General features: G+C 70.7%; 12 protein-coding genes. 7 read left to right on the forward strand and 5 right to left on the reverse strand.

What is annotated here, in order from left to right; genetic code table 11:
- The first annotated feature begins 4 nt into the window (after nucleotides 1–4).
- A complete protein-coding gene (locus ACH34R_RS02020) occupies nucleotides 5–712 on the forward strand; it encodes a DUF4191 domain-containing protein (protein ID WP_111165772.1) in 708 nt (235 codons plus the stop codon).
- Nucleotides 712–1,509: a class I SAM-dependent methyltransferase gene (locus ACH34R_RS02025; RefSeq protein WP_397559551.1), complete on the forward strand. Its 798-nt coding sequence runs from the start codon at nucleotides 712–714 to the stop codon at nucleotides 1,507–1,509. The genes ACH34R_RS02020 and ACH34R_RS02025 overlap by 1 nt, the downstream gene beginning before the upstream one ends.
- 13 nt (nucleotides 1,510–1,522) lie before the next feature.
- Here ACH34R_RS02025 and ACH34R_RS02030 read toward each other — a convergent pair whose 3' ends face one another.
- Entirely contained in the window at nucleotides 1,523–1,981 is a 459-nt protein-coding gene (locus tag ACH34R_RS02030; protein ID WP_397559552.1) for an RDD family protein, read from the reverse strand.
- A 159-nt stretch (nucleotides 1,982–2,140) separates the two neighbouring features.
- Here ACH34R_RS02030 and glnA point away from each other — a divergent pair, with 159 nt between their 5' ends.
- From glnA to ACH34R_RS02055, 5 genes are all read left to right on the forward strand, one after another.
- Nucleotides 2,141–3,565, forward strand: coding sequence for a type I glutamate--ammonia ligase (gene glnA, locus ACH34R_RS02035; RefSeq protein WP_111165775.1), 1,425 nt, complete (start codon nucleotides 2,141–2,143; stop codon nucleotides 3,563–3,565).
- Between the two features lie 1,136 nt (nucleotides 3,566–4,701).
- On the forward strand, nucleotides 4,702–7,215 hold the full coding sequence (locus tag ACH34R_RS02040) for a DNRLRE domain-containing protein (protein ID WP_397559553.1): 2,514 nt from the start codon (nucleotides 4,702–4,704) through the stop codon (nucleotides 7,213–7,215).
- Nucleotides 7,212–7,721 carry a hypothetical protein gene (locus tag ACH34R_RS02045; protein ID WP_397559554.1) on the forward strand — a complete coding sequence of 170 codons (510 nt, stop codon included), beginning with the start codon at nucleotides 7,212–7,214 and terminating at the stop codon, nucleotides 7,719–7,721. Before ACH34R_RS02040 ends, ACH34R_RS02045 begins: the two co-directional genes overlap by 4 nt.
- 498 nt (nucleotides 7,722–8,219) lie before the next feature.
- A complete protein-coding gene (locus ACH34R_RS02050) occupies nucleotides 8,220–8,537 on the forward strand; it encodes a DUF4326 domain-containing protein (RefSeq protein ID WP_397559555.1) in 318 nt (105 codons plus the stop codon).
- 122 nt (nucleotides 8,538–8,659) lie between these two features.
- The gene (locus ACH34R_RS02055) at nucleotides 8,660–9,913 is read left to right on the forward strand and encodes an aromatic acid exporter family protein (protein WP_397559556.1); all 1,254 of its coding nucleotides are present in this window, start codon (nucleotides 8,660–8,662) and stop codon (nucleotides 9,911–9,913) included.
- Nucleotides 9,914–9,918: 5 nt separating this feature from the next.
- On the opposite strand, the gene ACH34R_RS02060 is transcribed toward ACH34R_RS02055, so the two are convergent.
- The 4 genes from ACH34R_RS02060 to ACH34R_RS02075 all read right to left on the reverse strand — a co-directional run bounded on the left by ACH34R_RS02060 (nucleotide 9,919) and on the right by ACH34R_RS02075 (nucleotide 15,734).
- Complete coding sequence (locus tag ACH34R_RS02060) at nucleotides 9,919–10,932, reverse strand: hypothetical protein (protein WP_397559557.1); 1,014 nt, start codon at nucleotides 10,930–10,932, stop codon at nucleotides 9,919–9,921.
- 131 nt (nucleotides 10,933–11,063) lie between these two features.
- Nucleotides 11,064–14,054 (reverse strand): bifunctional [glutamine synthetase] adenylyltransferase/[glutamine synthetase]-adenylyl-L-tyrosine phosphorylase, encoded by a 2,991-nt coding sequence (locus ACH34R_RS02065; protein ID WP_397559796.1) that lies wholly within the window; start codon nucleotides 14,052–14,054, stop codon nucleotides 11,064–11,066.
- Between the two features lie 159 nt (nucleotides 14,055–14,213).
- Nucleotides 14,214–14,948, reverse strand: a complete 735-nt coding sequence (locus ACH34R_RS02070) for a type 1 glutamine amidotransferase (protein WP_397559558.1) — start codon at nucleotides 14,946–14,948, stop codon at nucleotides 14,214–14,216.
- Between the two features lie 27 nt (nucleotides 14,949–14,975).
- Complete coding sequence (locus ACH34R_RS02075; protein ID WP_397559559.1) at nucleotides 14,976–15,734, reverse strand: hypothetical protein; 759 nt, start codon at nucleotides 15,732–15,734, stop codon at nucleotides 14,976–14,978.
- Between the last annotated feature and the right edge of the window lie 109 nt (nucleotides 15,735–15,843).

Consider the following 15,843-nt stretch of genomic DNA (forward strand, 5'->3'; position numbering starts at 1 on the left):
TAACATGGCGAAGAAGCCCACAGACCCCGCGACCGCAGACCGCCCGGGGCGCATCAAGCAGCTCCGGATGATCGCGCAGATCATCCAGCAGGCTAACCCCAAGGGGATGCCCATCGTCTTCGCGGCCGCGCTGGGCACGTTCGCCTTGTGCGTCGTGATCGGCGTGGTGACCGGCTGGTTCTGGTACATGCTCGTGCTCGGCATCCCACTTGCGCTGATCGTGGGCCTGGTCGTGTTCGGCCAGCTCGCCCAGCGGGCGCAGTACCGGCTGCTGGACGGCCAGGTCGGCGCGGCGGCGGCGATCCTCCAGAGCATGCGCGGCAAATGGGACGTCTCCCCCGCCGTCGCGGTCAACCGTGACCAGGACGTGATCCACCGCGTCGTCGGCTACCCCGGCATCGTGCTGGTGTCGGAAGGGCCCGGCTCGCGCGTCCAGCGAATGCTGGTGGCGGAGAAGAAGCGCCTCCAGCGGGTGGCCATGGAGGTGCCCGTCTACGACGTCCAGTGCGGCGACGGCGAGGGCCAGATCCCGCTGCCCAAGTTGCAGCGCCACCTGATGAAGCTGCCGCGCAACCTGCGCAAGCCCGCGGTGGAGGAGGTCAAGTCCCGGCTGCGGGCGCTGCCGACGAACATCCCGGTGCCCAAGGGGCCGATGCCGCGCAACGTGCGGATGCCGCGCGGCGGCGGTGGCCCCCGGCCGAAGGGCCGTTGATGGCCGAGGCCGCGGCGGCCGGATACCACGAGGTCGGGGCCGAGGCCACCGCGCGGGCCAATCGCGGCTGGTGGGACTCGGCGGCCGACTCCTACCAGGTCGAACACGGCGAGTTCCTGCGCGACGTCGGTTTCGTGTGGTGTCCCGAGGGACTGGACGAGGCCGCGGCGGGGCTGCTCGGCGAGGTGGCCGGGCGGCGCGTGCTGGAGGTCGGCTGCGGCGCGGGGCAGGCCGGGCGGTGGCTGGCCGCGCAGGGGGCGCAGGCCACCGGGTTCGACCTGTCGGCACGGCAGTTGCGGCATTCGCGGCGGATCGACGAGGCGAGCGGCGTACGGCTGGCGGCCGTGCAGGCCGACGCGCGGCGCATCCCGTTCGCGGACGCGAGTTTCGACCTGGCCTGCTCGGCCTACGGCGCGCTGCCGTTCGTCGCCGACGCCGGGGCGGTGCTCGGCGAGGTGCGCAGGGTGCTGCGGCCGGGCGGGCGGTTCGTGTTCTCGGTCACCCATCCGGTGCGGTGGGCCTTCCCCGACGACCCGGGCAGGCGCGGGCTCACCGCCGACCGCTCCTACTTCGACCGCAGGCCGTACGTCGAGACGGCCGAGGACGGCACGCCGACCTATGTCGAGCACCACCGCACGATGGGCGACTGGATCGGCCTGATCGCGGGCGCGGGCCTGCGCCTGACGGGCCTGCTAGAGCCCGAGTGGCCCAAGGGCCACCGGCGCGCCTGGAACGGCTGGAGCCCGCTGCGCGGCGCCCTCATCCCGGGCACCGCGATCTTCACCTGCGAGGCGTGAGCGCGCCCGCGGGTCAGAGGTGCACCACGACGGTGCCCGCCGCGCGGTCGTGCAGGCCGCGCCGGTCGCGGTCCCACACCAGGGCGGGCAGCGCGAGGCAGAGCAGCAGCGTGCGCACCACGACCGGGACGAACGCGGGCCTGCCGCCGTCGAGCGCGGCGACCCGGATGCCGGTCAGGCGCATGCCGAACGTCATCCCCGTGGTGCCGATCAGCAGCAGGCACGTAACGGCGAAGACGCCGAGCCCGGCCAGCGGGTAGTCGATGGCGGGAAGCCGCAGCAGGCCCTGGGCGATGGCCCAGGTGCAGATCATCCAGTCGATCGTGATCGCGCCGATCCTGCGGGGCCAGCTCGCGACCGAGCCGGGGCCCTTCTCGGGCAGCCCGAGCCGGCTCCCCTGCGCGTCAGAGTCATCGCCCCGGATGCCGATCAGCAGCGACTGCGTCCAGCGGGGGCCCTGCCTGGTGGTCATATCTGTACGGTAGCCGCCCGGTGGGCCGGTGCGGCATCTCACCCGACGCCTGTGCCGATGTCCGCCCGCTTAACATGTGCGAAACAAGCGAGACATGGGTCGGAAACGGCGCAGCCATACGTTCGGGACTGCAAGCCTGTGCCGTTGGGAGGTTTTGGAGTGTTTAGCTCAGCCGACGACGTCCTGAAGTTCATCAGGGACGAAGAGGTGCAGTTCGTCGACGTCAGGTTCACCGACCTACCGGGAACGACGCACCACTTCACCTTTCCCGTGGAGAACTTCGGGGCCAGAGTGTTCACCGACGGCCTCATGTTCGACGGGTCGTCCATCCGCGGCTTCCAGGCCATCCACGAGTCGGACATGCTGCTGCTGCCGGACCCGTCCACGGCCGTGATCGACCCGTTCCGCCCGCACAAGACGCTGAACATCAACTTCTTCGTGCACGACCCGCTGACCGGCGAAGCCTACAGCCGGGACCCGCGAAACGTCGCGCGCAAGGCGGAGGAGTACCTCAAGGGCACGGGCATCGCCGACACCGCCTACTTCGGCCCTGAGGCCGAGTTCTACATCTTCGACGACGTCCGCTTCGAGACCAGCCCGAACGCCGGCTTCTACTACATCGACTCCATCGAGGGCGCCTGGAACACCGGCAAGGCGTCCGAGGGCGGCAACCTCGGCTACAAGCCCCGCTACAAGGGCGGCTACTTCCCGGTCCCGCCCATGGACCACTTCACCGACCTGCGCTCGGAGATGGTCAGGAAGCTCATCGAGGTCGGCATCGACGTCGAGATGCAGCACCACGAGGTCGGCACGGCGGGCCAGGCGGAGATCGACTTCAGGTTCGGCCCGCTGCTCAAGACGGCCGACAACATGATGCTCTACAAGTACGTCATCAAGAGCACGGCGCTGGAGCACGGCCACACGGTCACCTTCATGCCCAAGCCGATCTACGGTGACAACGGCTCGGGCATGCACTGCCACCAGTCGCTGTGGAAGGACGGCGAGCCGCTGTTCTACGACGAGGTGGGCTACGCGGGCCTGTCCGACACCGCCCGCTACTACATCGGCGGCCTGCTGCGGCACGCCCCGGCGCTGCTGGCCTTCACCAACCCGACGGTCAACTCCTACCACCGTCTGGTCCCGGGCTACGAGGCCCCGGTCAACCTGGTCTACTCCCAGCGCAACCGCTCGGCCTGCGTCCGCATCCCGATCACGGGCTCCAACCCGAAGGCCAAGCGCATCGAGTTCCGCGTGCCGGACCCGTCGTGCAACCCGTACTTCGCGTTCGCGGCCATGCTGATGGCGGGCATCGACGGCATCCGCAACAAGATCGAGCCGCCGGAGCCGGTGGACAAGGACCTCTACGAGCTGCCGCCCGAGGAGGCCCGCGACATCGCGCAGGTGCCCGCCTCGCTGCCAGAGGTCCTCGACGCGCTCGCCGCCGACCACGAGTTCCTGCTGGAGGGCGGCGTGTTCACACCCGACCTGATCGAGACGTGGATCAACTACAAGCGGGCCAACGAGGTCGACCCCATCCGCCTGCGCCCGCACCCACACGAGTTCGAGCTGTACTACGACGTGTGACGGCGGGGTTTTCCTGCTCATCGTCGCCGAGCAACGTCTGACCGCACAGAGACCGAGCAGAACGGCCCGGCACCGCAATCGGTGCCGGGCCGTTCTTCGCTGGTGGGGGCGCTGACGGCGGTTTCGCGATCGTCAGCTCGCCGCCTGCTGCGCGCAGCGTCTGTTCTCCCACGCTTGCCCTCAAGCCGCCCATCCTGGCCGAGATGCCCGACGACGCGGACCTCAAGGTACCGCGCGACCCCAACCAGCCGCCGCCTGGGACACCGGCAGGCCGTCCCGCCGCCGACCAGCGGTACGACTCAAGCCCAACACCAGAGCGCGGCTCGCCGCCGCGTGCCATCAGGAGCAGATGGACGGCAAGGCCGTCATCAATGACGCCATCGAAGCGTACCTCGACGAGCCGGATCTAGAGCAGTAAACGCTTCGCAGGTTCGAGCCCGGCCGCTACATCAAACCGCCCATAGTGGCCAGCGTGTGCCATCGACACCGCCAGTGCAGAGCGTCCCCAAGATCGATTTCCAGGGCGGGGTCGTCGTGCTTGTCGACATACTTGCAGGCACTGCTGACAGCTCAGGCATCCCCAGCGGGCGCAGACGAGTCATGATGTAGTGGAACCTGCGGCAAAGGGATTCCCCTTCTATTCCAGGTGCGAGGCCGAGAGCCCCCGGCGATCGCTCTGCGCAGGTTGTCAGCTTTTACGCGGGCCTCACGGGCCGAGATTAGCTGCCGATGCCGACAGCAATCCGCAAGTGATCTTTTGAGGCAAGCAATGCAGGCCTTTCGAAGCCGGCGCTCGTTGACGCCATGGGGAAATAACGGCAGGCCATGCTGTGGAAGTCCACGCTCCAGTCATCACGCATAACTAAGCGTTGATCTTGCCGCACAGCCGTTCGTGATCTACGCTCACACCGCACTTTCAAGATTGTCAGGATCTTCATGGAGACTGCCCTTTGCGTACTACACGGTTGTTACGAAGCCCAGTTCTCGCCGCAACGGCAGGCGTGGCTCTTGCCGCCTCGCTTCTCACCCCCCCGCCCGCCCAAGCACAGCAAACTACCCCCTCACCCATTTCCATGACGGCCGTGACCAGGCAGTCGCCAGGAGAGATCCTGGGCGCCGCCACAGAATCCCGGCGAGTGGTCCGCAAGCAGGACGGCCAGGTGGTCATCGAAACCTGGTCCCGGCCCGTGCGACTCAAGCAGAGTAACGGAGCGTGGGCCTGGGTTGACACGAGGCTCGTCGAGAAGGACGGTGCTCTTCGGCCGAAACTCGTGAAGGCACCCCTTTCCTTCACGGCTGGCGGGAAGCCAGAACCGTTCGCTCAGCTGTCGACAGCGGCGGGCCAATCGCTCGCCTTGACCTGGCCGACCACACTTCCGCGCCCCCAGGTCTCCGGAAACCGGGCGACGTACGACCTGGGCGACGCCGCCCAGCTCGTGGTCAGCGCTACGGCGACGGGATTCTCCTACGAGATCGTCCTTCAGCGCCGTCCGGTGAAACCGCTGGACCTCACCCTTCCCATACAGGTCAAGGGCGCCTCCTTCGGCGAGCGACAGGAGGAACTCGTCGACGCCCAGGGGCGAACCGTCCTGCACGCGTCCACGCCCCGCCTGCGCACCAAGCCAGGACCGCGTACAGCCGTGAGATCGACCCGTGGCGCGTTCACGAGCGAGCGGTCGGGCGACAACCTGCGGTTCGCGCTGGACAACGCGAAGCTTGACACCGCTGCCTTCCCCTTGACGATCAGCGGCTCGGTGGCGACGACCGCGAATACGGACGTGGACGTCTCCGACGAGGGCGGCGCGGGTGACCCGTCGTCGCCGTTGTTGATGACAGGCGGCATCTTCGGCATGCGCAACCGCGTTCTGCTGCGCTTCGACACCCTCGCCCTCACCGGCCAGCGCATCGTCGACGCGAAGTTGTCGGTGGTGAACACCGACGGCCCCGGCTGCGGGGATGCCGGAGACGGCATCCAGGCCCGGCGGATCACCAGCCGCTGGGATCCGTACAACCTCACCTGGGCCAACAAGCCGGCCACGACCACCGAGGGCGCGACGATCGTCACCCAGTCCTACGCCAGCGACTGCGGCAGAGGGACACTCCACTGGCCTGTCAAGGACATCGCCGCTGCTTGGGCGAGCGGCAGCCCCAACTACGGGCTGTCACTCCAGGAGCCGAACGAGGCCAACGAGTTCGACAACTTCCGTGAGCTCGCTTCCTCTGATCATTCCGACCCCAGTATCGAGGCGCCGAAGCTGACGGTCGTCACGGAACCGGTCCCGGCACCTCAGGTTCTGTACCCGGCGGGAGCCGACGGGGTGGAGGTGTTCACCGCGCCTGTGGACTGGAAGCTGGACACGCTACCGGTCTCCGCCGAGAACGTGCACGCGCTGTCCAGCGCCGACAACCGCGCCAAGGCCAACGCCACCACGCTGGCCCCGCCCTACTTCGACCCGGTCAGCGGGCGCGTCGTCGCTCCCGCGACGCCGGCGGGCAGGGACACCGCGAGCCAGGTGCTGACCGGAACCGCGCTGGACAACGGCGACGCCGACGAGACCCTCTCGATCGGGTTCGAGAACGAGGACGCACCGGCCGCCAAGACCGCCGCGGTGCCCGCCGCGGAAATTCCGTACTCGATCACCCCTCGGTATGCCGAGGTCGCCAACAGCTATCAGGCGCTTGACAACATCACCGACCAGGTGTTCGATCTGGACGCGACGATCCCGGCGAGAACCGCGCTGTTCGCCACCCAGATCTGGCCTGAACGCAACCTGGTCGTGGTGCAGTCCACCGACGCCTCCACAGGGCTGCGTAAGGCATTAGCGGACCGGTACGGCACGTACAACGTCGCCATCTGGCTGCGGTCGGACAGTGATCGACCGCAACTGGACGTCGGCACGACGTTCTCTACCTCCCCCTCCGCCGCCCCGGACAGTCGACAGAATGACACGGGGAAGCTCAACGGCGGCTCGGCGTTCACTTCTTCCAAGCCCGACGGCACCCCATTCAACGGGTGCACGACCGGATTCGCCATGGGGACTGCGGCCGACAACCTCATGGTGAGCGCCGGGCACTGCGTTGTATCTGGCGGAATCACGAGCGCCGGTGTCGTCGAATGGACGAACTGGGTGGCCGGTCAAGGCACGATCAAACTGCCGAACCAGCCGACCTATTATGGCGACGTGTCCCTGATGCAGACGGTACTCGGCCGGGTCACCAGCCCCACCATCTTCATCGGTGGCAGGGACTCAACAGAAAAGCAATTCGTGGGCGGGCGATTCTCGGTCCCCGCGCGAGAAGGAGACCAGTACTGCGTCGGCGGTGCCAGCCAGAATACGGAGACCCTGTCCAACGGTCAGATCTGCCGCTTCAAGGTCACCGACATCGCCTGGAAGATCAAGAGCTCGAAGTCGACGAGCACGACACGCTGGGTTCAGGTCGGTAAGAAATCCGGCCGGTGCACGATCGGGGGCGACTCGGGCGCTCCGGTCTATACCTTCCGCAAGGGCGATGGATTCGTGGTGGCCAAGGGCATCCACCACGGCAGCAACAGTGCCGACGGCAAGCCTATCCAGTCCACCTGCGTGAACTACTTCACCGACATCCATGACGTGATGAAGGCCGTCGGTAAGGACGTCTACAAGAAATGAACCCCCTGGGCCCGTCCTTCCTGTGGCGCATGTGCTGCCTCCTGGTGCTGGCCGTCGCCGTCTCCATGGTGGCCGGCATGCGGGAGTCCCGGCCGGTCCAACCGCCCTTTCCCGGGCGGATCAACACGGTCATGGTGGAAGGACGGGTCCTCATCCTGCAGGTCTTCGGCGGGGCGAGCGACTCGGCATGTCTCCAGACCGACAAGGTCGAAGCCGTCGAGTCCGAGGCAAGTGTTCGGCTTCGGATAGTGCTTCGCGACGCCTGCCCGCCCCCCGGGCGCACGCTGCTGGAGATGTGGCGGGACGAGTTGTGGCCGCCGGCCGTGCTCGACATCCTCCATGGCGTCGAAGTGCCCGTCCTGCTCGAACGGCCCTTGGGACGCAGGAAGGTCGTCGACGAGACAGGCCGCGAGCTCCGGGTCTGCCCGATCACGGGCTCGCGACGGAAGACCATGCAACAGTGCCTGACAACGCAGTCTGCCCCGCCGCCGCGGCTGGGCAGATGACGTTACCGCTATCGGGCGGCGGGACCGCGTTACCGATCAGTTTCACCTTGTCGCGTGCAGTGCCGGCGTCGAGCTGATGGTGGTCGGGGAACGACTGGGCACGCCGGAGCTCAGGAATCCGCAGCATTCGGAGCAGGATGGACGACACGTCGATCTGGCCGTCCGAGGTGAGCAGTGCCCACCGGTCGCGAGTCGGCAGCGTCCGCACCGGCCCGGCCATCCGCATGAGCTGAGACACGAAGACGCCCCCTTCTGTAGCGGCAGAGTGGTCACCTCCGCCCGGTCCGTCAAAACGCGATCATGCTGGGATCGTCGGCGAGGTACGACATCAGACCCATCGGCTTGACCTTGGTCTTGACCGGCAGCTTGGGATAGACGAGCTAAGGTCATCGGCACGGTGGTCCCGTGTCCTGAAGGCGGCGCGGGGCCGTGGGCGTGGCTGGGCCCAAAGGGCGGGTAGGGGTGTGCCGGGGTTGCGCCGCCGGGGAGGGGGACACGATGCCGCGCCGCTACCAGAAGCCGCCGCGCCACCGGCTCAAGGGCTGGCACAAGCCGCCGGGCTCCGTCGTGATCACCCGGCCGTCGAGGTTCGGCAACCCGTACAAGGTGCGGCCGTACGGCCCGTACACCGCCGAGGAGGCCGCCGGGCTGTATGAGCGCGACCTGCTCGCCGGAGGCGTCGTGAGCGCCCCTGGGCGCCCGCCCACGACCATCGAGGAGCTGCGCAGGCGCGCCGGCGGCCTGGACGTGGTGTGCACGTGCGACCTGGACGCCGCCTGCCACGGCGACGTCATCCTGAGGTACGCCAACCCCTGACCCATCGCGACCGGGTACGGGTAAAGCAGCGCTAAATACCGGGACGAACCGGCATACCCGGCGGCCCGATGGGCAGGCGTCGCTTCTCCGAATCGCCCCGTCCGCTAGCTCTGTTTCCGGTGATGCCGCAATTCGCCCAGACGTCCCGACGCGTCAGACCCGTCCTGCTCGCCACCCGGCGCGCGCAGCCCACGGTCGTCTTCATCATCCGCCTGACGGTGACGGCGGTGGCCGCCTACCTGGTCGCCCTGGTGCTCCCGCTGGCGGAGAAACCGCTGCTCGCGCCGCTCACCGCGCTGCTCGTCGTGCAGTACACGCTGTACCAGACGATCAGGTCGGCCATCCAGCGGATCGCCAGCGTGGTGGTCGGCGTGCTGATCGCCGTCCTGCTGGCGGCGACCGTGGGGTTCACCTGGTGGACCCTCGGGCTGGCCATCGCGACCTCGCTGGTCATCGGCTACACCGCCCGGCTCGGGGACCACATCCTGGAGGTGCCGATCAGCGCCATGCTGATCTTCGCGCTGGGCGCGGCCACCCCGGCGGGCGCGGCCGACCGGGTCTTCGAGACCCTGGTCGAGGCGGGCATGGGGCTGCTGGCCGGGCTGATCGCCTCTCCGGTCCACCTGGAGACCGCCCAGGAGGCGATCGGCGACCTCGGCTGCCGGCTGGGCGAGCTGACCGACCGCCTGGCCGACGGGCTGTGGCCGGGCGAGTACCGCGCGGCCAGGGAGGGCGAGGGCCCCGACTTCCCGGCGCTGCTGCGCGACGCCCGGCAGGTGGGCCGCGACATCCAGCGCACCGACGGCGCGCTCAGCCGCGCCGAGGAGAGTCTGCGGCTCAATCCCCGGGCGGGCGGCCTGCACCCGATGGGCACCGCGCTGCGCAGCGGCCTGGAGACGCTGGAGTACTCGGCGGTCAACCTGCGCGGGCTGGCCCGGTCCCTGGCCGACCGCCAGCATCTGCAGGACGGCGGCGTCTACGCCATCGAGGCCAGGGACCGGCTCGGCGCGGCGCTGCGCGAGGTCTCCGAGTGCATGCGGGCCTTCGGCCTGCTGGTGCGCTCGGAGGTGGTCCGCGACGTGCGCGCCTACGACGAGGCGCTGCGCAGCCACCTCGCCGAGGGGCGGCGGCGGCGCGACGAGTTCGCCGACGCGCTCGCGCCGTGGATCTCCGCGCGGTCGGCCGAGTGGCGGCTGCACGCCGAGGTGCTCGTCCACCTGGACCGGCTGCTGGACCTGTTCGACGCCGAGCACCGCGCCCAGTCGCGCAACCGGCGCAGGCGGCGCATCCTGCACCGGATCGGGGCGGCGGCGAAGTCCGGTGGCTCGGAACGCCGCCCGCGCGCCCCGGTACTTCGCCGCCCCCGGCCGGGGTAGCGCGGCTACTTGGTGAACCGGCCGCGAAAGCCGGTCAGCCGGCGCAGCGCGTCCCACCAGAAAGGCGCGCCGAACAGCAGCGCGACCAGCGAGATCAGGAATCCCGGCCAGTGCCCGGGAGTGATCAGCCGCCGCGCCCACGTCTCGATGTTCCATGACACGGCCGGGCTCCCGCCGTCCGGCGGCATCCGCATGCTGACCAGCGAGTGCTCGAAGATCTGCACCATGGCGGGCGAGCTGAGGGTCTCGGTCACGCACACGTACGGGTCGGCCGACTCGCCGGTGGCGGTGCAGCGCTGCTTCAGCGCGGCCAGCCCCTCCGAGCCGCCGGTCGCGATCGACGCCACGCCCGCGCGGAACGCGTGGTCGCGCAGCAGCGCCTTGCCGTACTCCAGCGCGTCCACGCTGAACAGCAGCACCACCAGCAGCGACAGCGACACCACCACCCAGCGCACGTAGCGCCGGTAGAGCATGGTGAGCCGCTGCATCTCGCCGTCGAACCACTCCTCGGTGCCCTTGCGGAAGCGCTCCAGGTCGTTGGCGGCGCTCTGCCACACGCCGCTGAGGTGGCCGTAGAGCGGGCTGCCCATCGCGTTCAGCCGTTCCAGCAGGCCGGGCACGCCCTTGGGGTCGGCCGAGACCAGTTCCATCATCGCCAGGGCGAATCTCTGCGGCGGGATGGTGGCGATGCTGGTGCGGCCCCGCTTGGGATGGTCGATCTCACGCAGCCGCTCGTACAGGTGCCCGGTGAGGTCCGTGGGCTCGCCGCGCCGGTCCGCATCGGCCTGCGGCACCGCAGCGACGACCGCGGGCGCGGGCTCGGGCGTGTGCCGGGGCCGGGGGTCCTCGGCGAACGGCAGGCGGATGAAGACGTCGCGGATCCGCTTGGGAATCCAGGATTTGCCGCCAGGGACTCCGTCGAGCGTGTCGCGCAGGTAGGCCCACAGGAACTTGCTGCGGATCGACAGCAGCCTGACGACGCCCTCGTTCAGTCCGCTGACCAGTAACGAGAGTAACAAGAAGGCGACGGCCGAGCCGATCGCCAAGTCCAGGTAAATAGATATCAATGTGGATCACCCGGACCGTTGATACACGCAGCCGCCACCGCCCGCAACGGGTTCGGCGACATTGGGTCCCGCGAAGGCGACGGTCAGGCGCCGTCGCCGTAGAAGACGCGTTCGACGACCCGGCGGGCGCGGCGGGTGGCCCTGCGGTAGTCGTCCAGCATGTCCTCTGAGGCGTCGGGCGGGTAGCCGAGCGCGCGGGAGATGAGCACGCGTTCGCGCAGCCCGACCGGAATCGAGTCGGCCGCCCTGCCCTTGACCAGCATGATCGCGTCACGGACGCGGGAGGCGAAGCGCCAGGCGTGGGTCAGCGTGTCGGCGTCGCCGGGGGCGAGCAGATCGGCGTCCACGGCGGCGCGCAGGGCGTCCAGGGTGCGGGTGGTGCGCAGGCCGGGCACCGCGTGGGCGTGCCCGAGCTGGATGAGCTGGGCGACCCACTCCACGTCGGCGAGCCCGCCGGGGCCGAGCTTGGTGTGCAGCGCGGGGTCGGCGCCGCGCGGCAGCCGTTCGGCCTCCATACGGGCCTTGAGACGCCTGATCTCGCGCAGCCCGGTCGCCGAGACGCCGCCGCGCGGGTAGCGCAGCGGATCGACCAGGGCGGTGAACCGGGCACCGAGACCTTCGTCGCCCGCCGAGAACCGGGCCCGCAGCAGCGCCTGCGCCTCCCAGGGGGACGACCAGCGCGCGTAGTAGGCGGCGTAGGAGGCGAGGCTGCGCACCAGCGGCCCCTGGCGGCCCTCCGGCCGCAGGTCGGGGTCGATGTGCAGCGGCGGGTCGGGGGCCGGTACGGCCAGCAGCCGCCGTAGTTCGTTCGCCACCGCGAAGGCCGCGTCGGTCGCGTCCTTCTCCGCCGCCCCGGGCAGCGGCTCGTGGACGAACATCACGTCGGCGTCGCTGGCGTAGGACGACTCGAACCCGCCGAGCCGGCCCATCGCGATCACCGCGAACCGGGTGGGCAGCGCCCCGCCCAGGTCGGCGGCCACTTTGCCGACGGCGGCGGAAAGGGCCGCCGCGATGGTGACGTCGTTCAGCTCGGACAGTGCCATGCCCACCTGCTCGATGTCCCGGACCCCCACGAGGTCCGCCACGGCCGTGCGGAACAGTTCTTTGCGGCGCAGCGCCCGCGCCGCGATGACGGCGCTCTCGGCGTCGTCGTGCCGGGCCACCGCGGCGGCGGCCTCTGCGGCCAGTGCCCCGGCCGGGCGCGGCGACAGCTCGGCGTCGGCGCCGAGCATGGCGACCGCGTCCGGCGCGTGTAGCAGCAGCCCGGTCACGTAGCGGCTGGTGCCCAGCAGCCTGGCCATCCGCGCGGCCACGGCGGTCTCGTCGCGCAGCAGCCGTAGGTACCAGGGGGTGGTGCCCAGCTTGTCACTGACCTGGCGGAAGCCGAGCAGCCCGGCGTCGGGGTCGGGCGCGTCGGCGAACCAGCCGAGCATCACCGGCAGCAGGGTGCGCTGGATCGCCGCCCGCCTGGACACCCCGCCGGTGAGGGCGGCGATGTGGCGCAGCGCGCCCTGCGGGTCGGCGTAGCCGAGCGCCTCCAGCCTTGCCCTGGCCGCCGCGGCCGACAGCCGGGCCTCCTCGCCCGGCAGCCGCGCCACCGCCTGCAGCAGCGGCCGGTAGAACAGCTTCTCGTGCAGCCGCCTGGCCTCCATGGCGTGCCGCTTCCAGCGGTCGGTGAACTCCCCCACCGGGTCGGTGGTCATGCCCAGGGCCCGGCCGATCCGCCGCAGCGCGGCGGGGTCTTCCGGCACGACGTGTGTGCGCCGCAGCCGGTGGAGCTGGAGCAGGTGCTCGACCTGCCGCAGGAACGCGTACGCCTCGGCGAGCGCCCTGGCGTCGTCCCTGCCGACGTAGCCGCCGCGCGACAGGGCGGTGAGCGCGGTCAGGGTGGCGCGGCGGCGCAGCAGCGGGTCGTGCCGTCCGTGCACGAGCTGGAGAAGCTGGACCGCGAACTCGATGTCGCGCAGCCCGCCGGGGCCGAGTTTGAGCTGGCGGCCCTGCTCGTCGGCGCGGACGTGCGCCTCGACCCTGCGGCGCATGGCCTGCACGTCCTCGACGAAGCCCGGCCTGGCGGCGGCCTGCCAGACCAGCTCGCCGACCGCGGCGGTGTACTCGGCGCCCAGCGCGGCGTCTCCGGCGACCGGCCGCGCCTTGAGCAGCGCCTGGAACTCCCAGGTCTTGGCCCAGCGCCGGTAGTAGGCGAGGTGGCTGCCCAGGGTGCGGACCAGCGGCCCGGCGCGGCCCTCGGGGCGCAGCCCCGCGTCGACCTCCCACAGCGCGCCCTCGGGGGTGCTCACGCCGCAGGCGCGCATCGTCGCCTGAGCGAGCCGGGTCGCGACGGCCAGCGCCTCGGTCTCGGCCACGCCGTCGCGCGGCTCGGCGACGAAGACGACGTCAACGTCGCTGATGTAGTTGAGCTCGCGCGCGCCGCACTTGCCCATGCCGATCACGGCCAGCCGTACCTGGCCGGCCGCCTCGCCCACCCCGGCCCTGGCGATGGCGAGCGCCGCCTCCAGGGCGGCCCCGGCCAGCTCCGACAGCTCGGCGGTGACCTCGGCCAGCGGGGCCAGGCCGGTGACGTCTCTGGCGGCCAGGCACAGCAGCCTGCGCCGGTAGGCGACGCGCAGCGCGGACAGCGTCTCGGTGGCGTCGCCGGCGGCGCGGGGCTCGGCGGCCCGTGGGTCGGCGCCTACGGCGCGCAGCAGGTCATCGCGCGCCTCGTCCTTGGCCGGAGGGTGTACGGCGGGCGGGCCGCAAAGCGCCCTCCAGTGGCCGGGATGGCGTACCACGTGCTCTCCGAGGGCCGCGCTGACGCCGAACACCCCGAGTAGCCGCCCGCGCAGCCCCGGGTCGCTCCGCAGCTCGGAAAGGACGCCGGGGTCGCGCTCGGCCAGCCGGTTGAGCGAGGCCAGCGCGAGGTCGGGGTCGGCCACGGCGACCAGGTCGCGAAGCAGATCGGCGTCGTCGGCGGCGGGCGGCCCCAGCTCGGCGAGCAGCCGCCCGGCCCGCGCCGCGTCGGCGAAACCCAGCCGCGCCAGCTTCCCCGCGGTCGTCTCGATGCGGGGCACCGTCATCACCGTCCCTCTGTCAGCGCACGGGGCGGACTCCGCGCTACGCGAACCGGCCCGCCCGTCGTCGAAGCCGGGGGGCACCGCGTCGCCGGGGCGTCGTCGCACAGCGTAAACCTTAGAGGCGCGCGGCGTCCTCAGCGGTTCCGGTGCGTGATCACGCCATCATCGGCGGGACTCCTGCACTTCTCGCACACCTGACCGGCTCCGGCACAGTCCGGCGAACGCGTGGCCCACCGGCCGCCAGGTCCGGGTCAGCCGGTCCTGTTCCCGCCGTACCTCGGCGTCGAGTTCGCCGGGCGAGTGGCCCGCGTCCGCCAAGGCGTCCGCGGTGGCGCTGGTCCAGCGGGCGAAGATCTCGTGGTCGGCCTCAAGGTGGAACTGCGCCGCCCACGCCGCCTCGCCCAGCCGGTACGCCTGGTGCGGGTAACGCTCGCCGGTCAGCAGCGGCACGGCCCCGGGAGGCGGCACGGTCGTGGCGTCCTGGTGGTACTGCACCGCGACGGCCGGTCCGAGCCCGCCGAACAGCGGGTCGCCGGCCGCCTGCGGGAGCGGGATGAGCGCGGTGAGACCCACCTCCAGGCCGGCCGCGCCGCGCTCGACGGTCCCGCCGCAGGCGATGGTCATGAGCTGGGCGCCCAGGCAGATGCCCAGGGTGGGCACGCCATCGGCGACGCAGCGCGCGATCAGGTCGCGGGTCGCGGGCAGCCAGGGGCAGACCTCGTCCTCCCAGGCGGACGCGGAGCCGCCGAGGACCATCAGGCCGCCGCCGGCTCGCGCGGGCACCGGCTCGCCGAGGTACGGCCGGACGACCGTGTGGTCCGCCCCGGCCTCGGTCAGCCAGCCGGCCAGGGGTCCGGCGGGCGCCTCCGCCTGGTGCTCGACAATGGTTATCGCCATATCCCCCATTATTGGGGAAAACGGGCTTTATTGGGGATCTTGGGCGGTTCGCGGGAGGATCCACACCGCCTTGGCCACCGCCACCAGCGTGCCGTCGGTCTCGTAGATCGCGCTGTGCGCGGTGAGCTTGCGGCCGTCCCTGCCCGCTGTGCCCGGCAACGGGGCGCCGACCACCGAGTACGCGCCGCCCGGGTAGACCCTGCGGTACACCTGGGCGGTCAGCCGGCCGAGCAGCGCCCGCTCCCCCTCGCGCATGCTCGCCCACCCGCTCACGCAGTCCAGCGCCGCCCACACCACCGGCACGGGCACCACGCCGTCGTCGTCGGTGACGCTCATGGGCACCCGCCAGCCCGCGGCGTGCAGGCCGGCCGTACCGGGCAGCGGGCCGGGGAAGATCCGCAGGCCGTCGCCGGGCTCGCGCATCCCGCACACGAAGCACTCGGGGAACGGGTGCCCGTCCAGCCCGGCGAAGCCCTCCTCGGCTTTGGCCGCCTCGTTGAACGGCACGAACCCCGGCTCGGTGAGCGGTTCGGCGACCGGGATGGCCTCGACCAGGCCGGCGCCGTCCTGGCACAGCGTGACGGCGTTGCCGTGGTGGACCAGGGTCAACTCGGTGTCCAGCGGCGTGGGAGCGTGCAAGGTCACCTCGACCGGCGCCTCCTTCGCCGCCTCGCCCAGCGCCCCGGCCACCACCGCGGCGATCCAGCCGCCGTTCGCGGCCGTCTCCGGCCCCCGGTAACGGGCCGGTACCGTGACCACCGTCCGCAGTTCGGCCGGTGCCGTCATGTGCTGCCCCCCTACACCTGGTAAAGGTGAATGCTTGATCAGGTAATGAACCATTGACTTTATCGAACGTCCGTGGTGCGGGCCGAAAGGGGCCGTCCCTCCGGTCTCC

The organism is Spongiactinospora sp. 9N601 (assembly GCF_044326295.1).
Taxonomy (GTDB): Bacteria; Actinomycetota; Actinomycetes; order Streptosporangiales; family Streptosporangiaceae; genus Spongiactinospora; species Spongiactinospora gelatinilytica.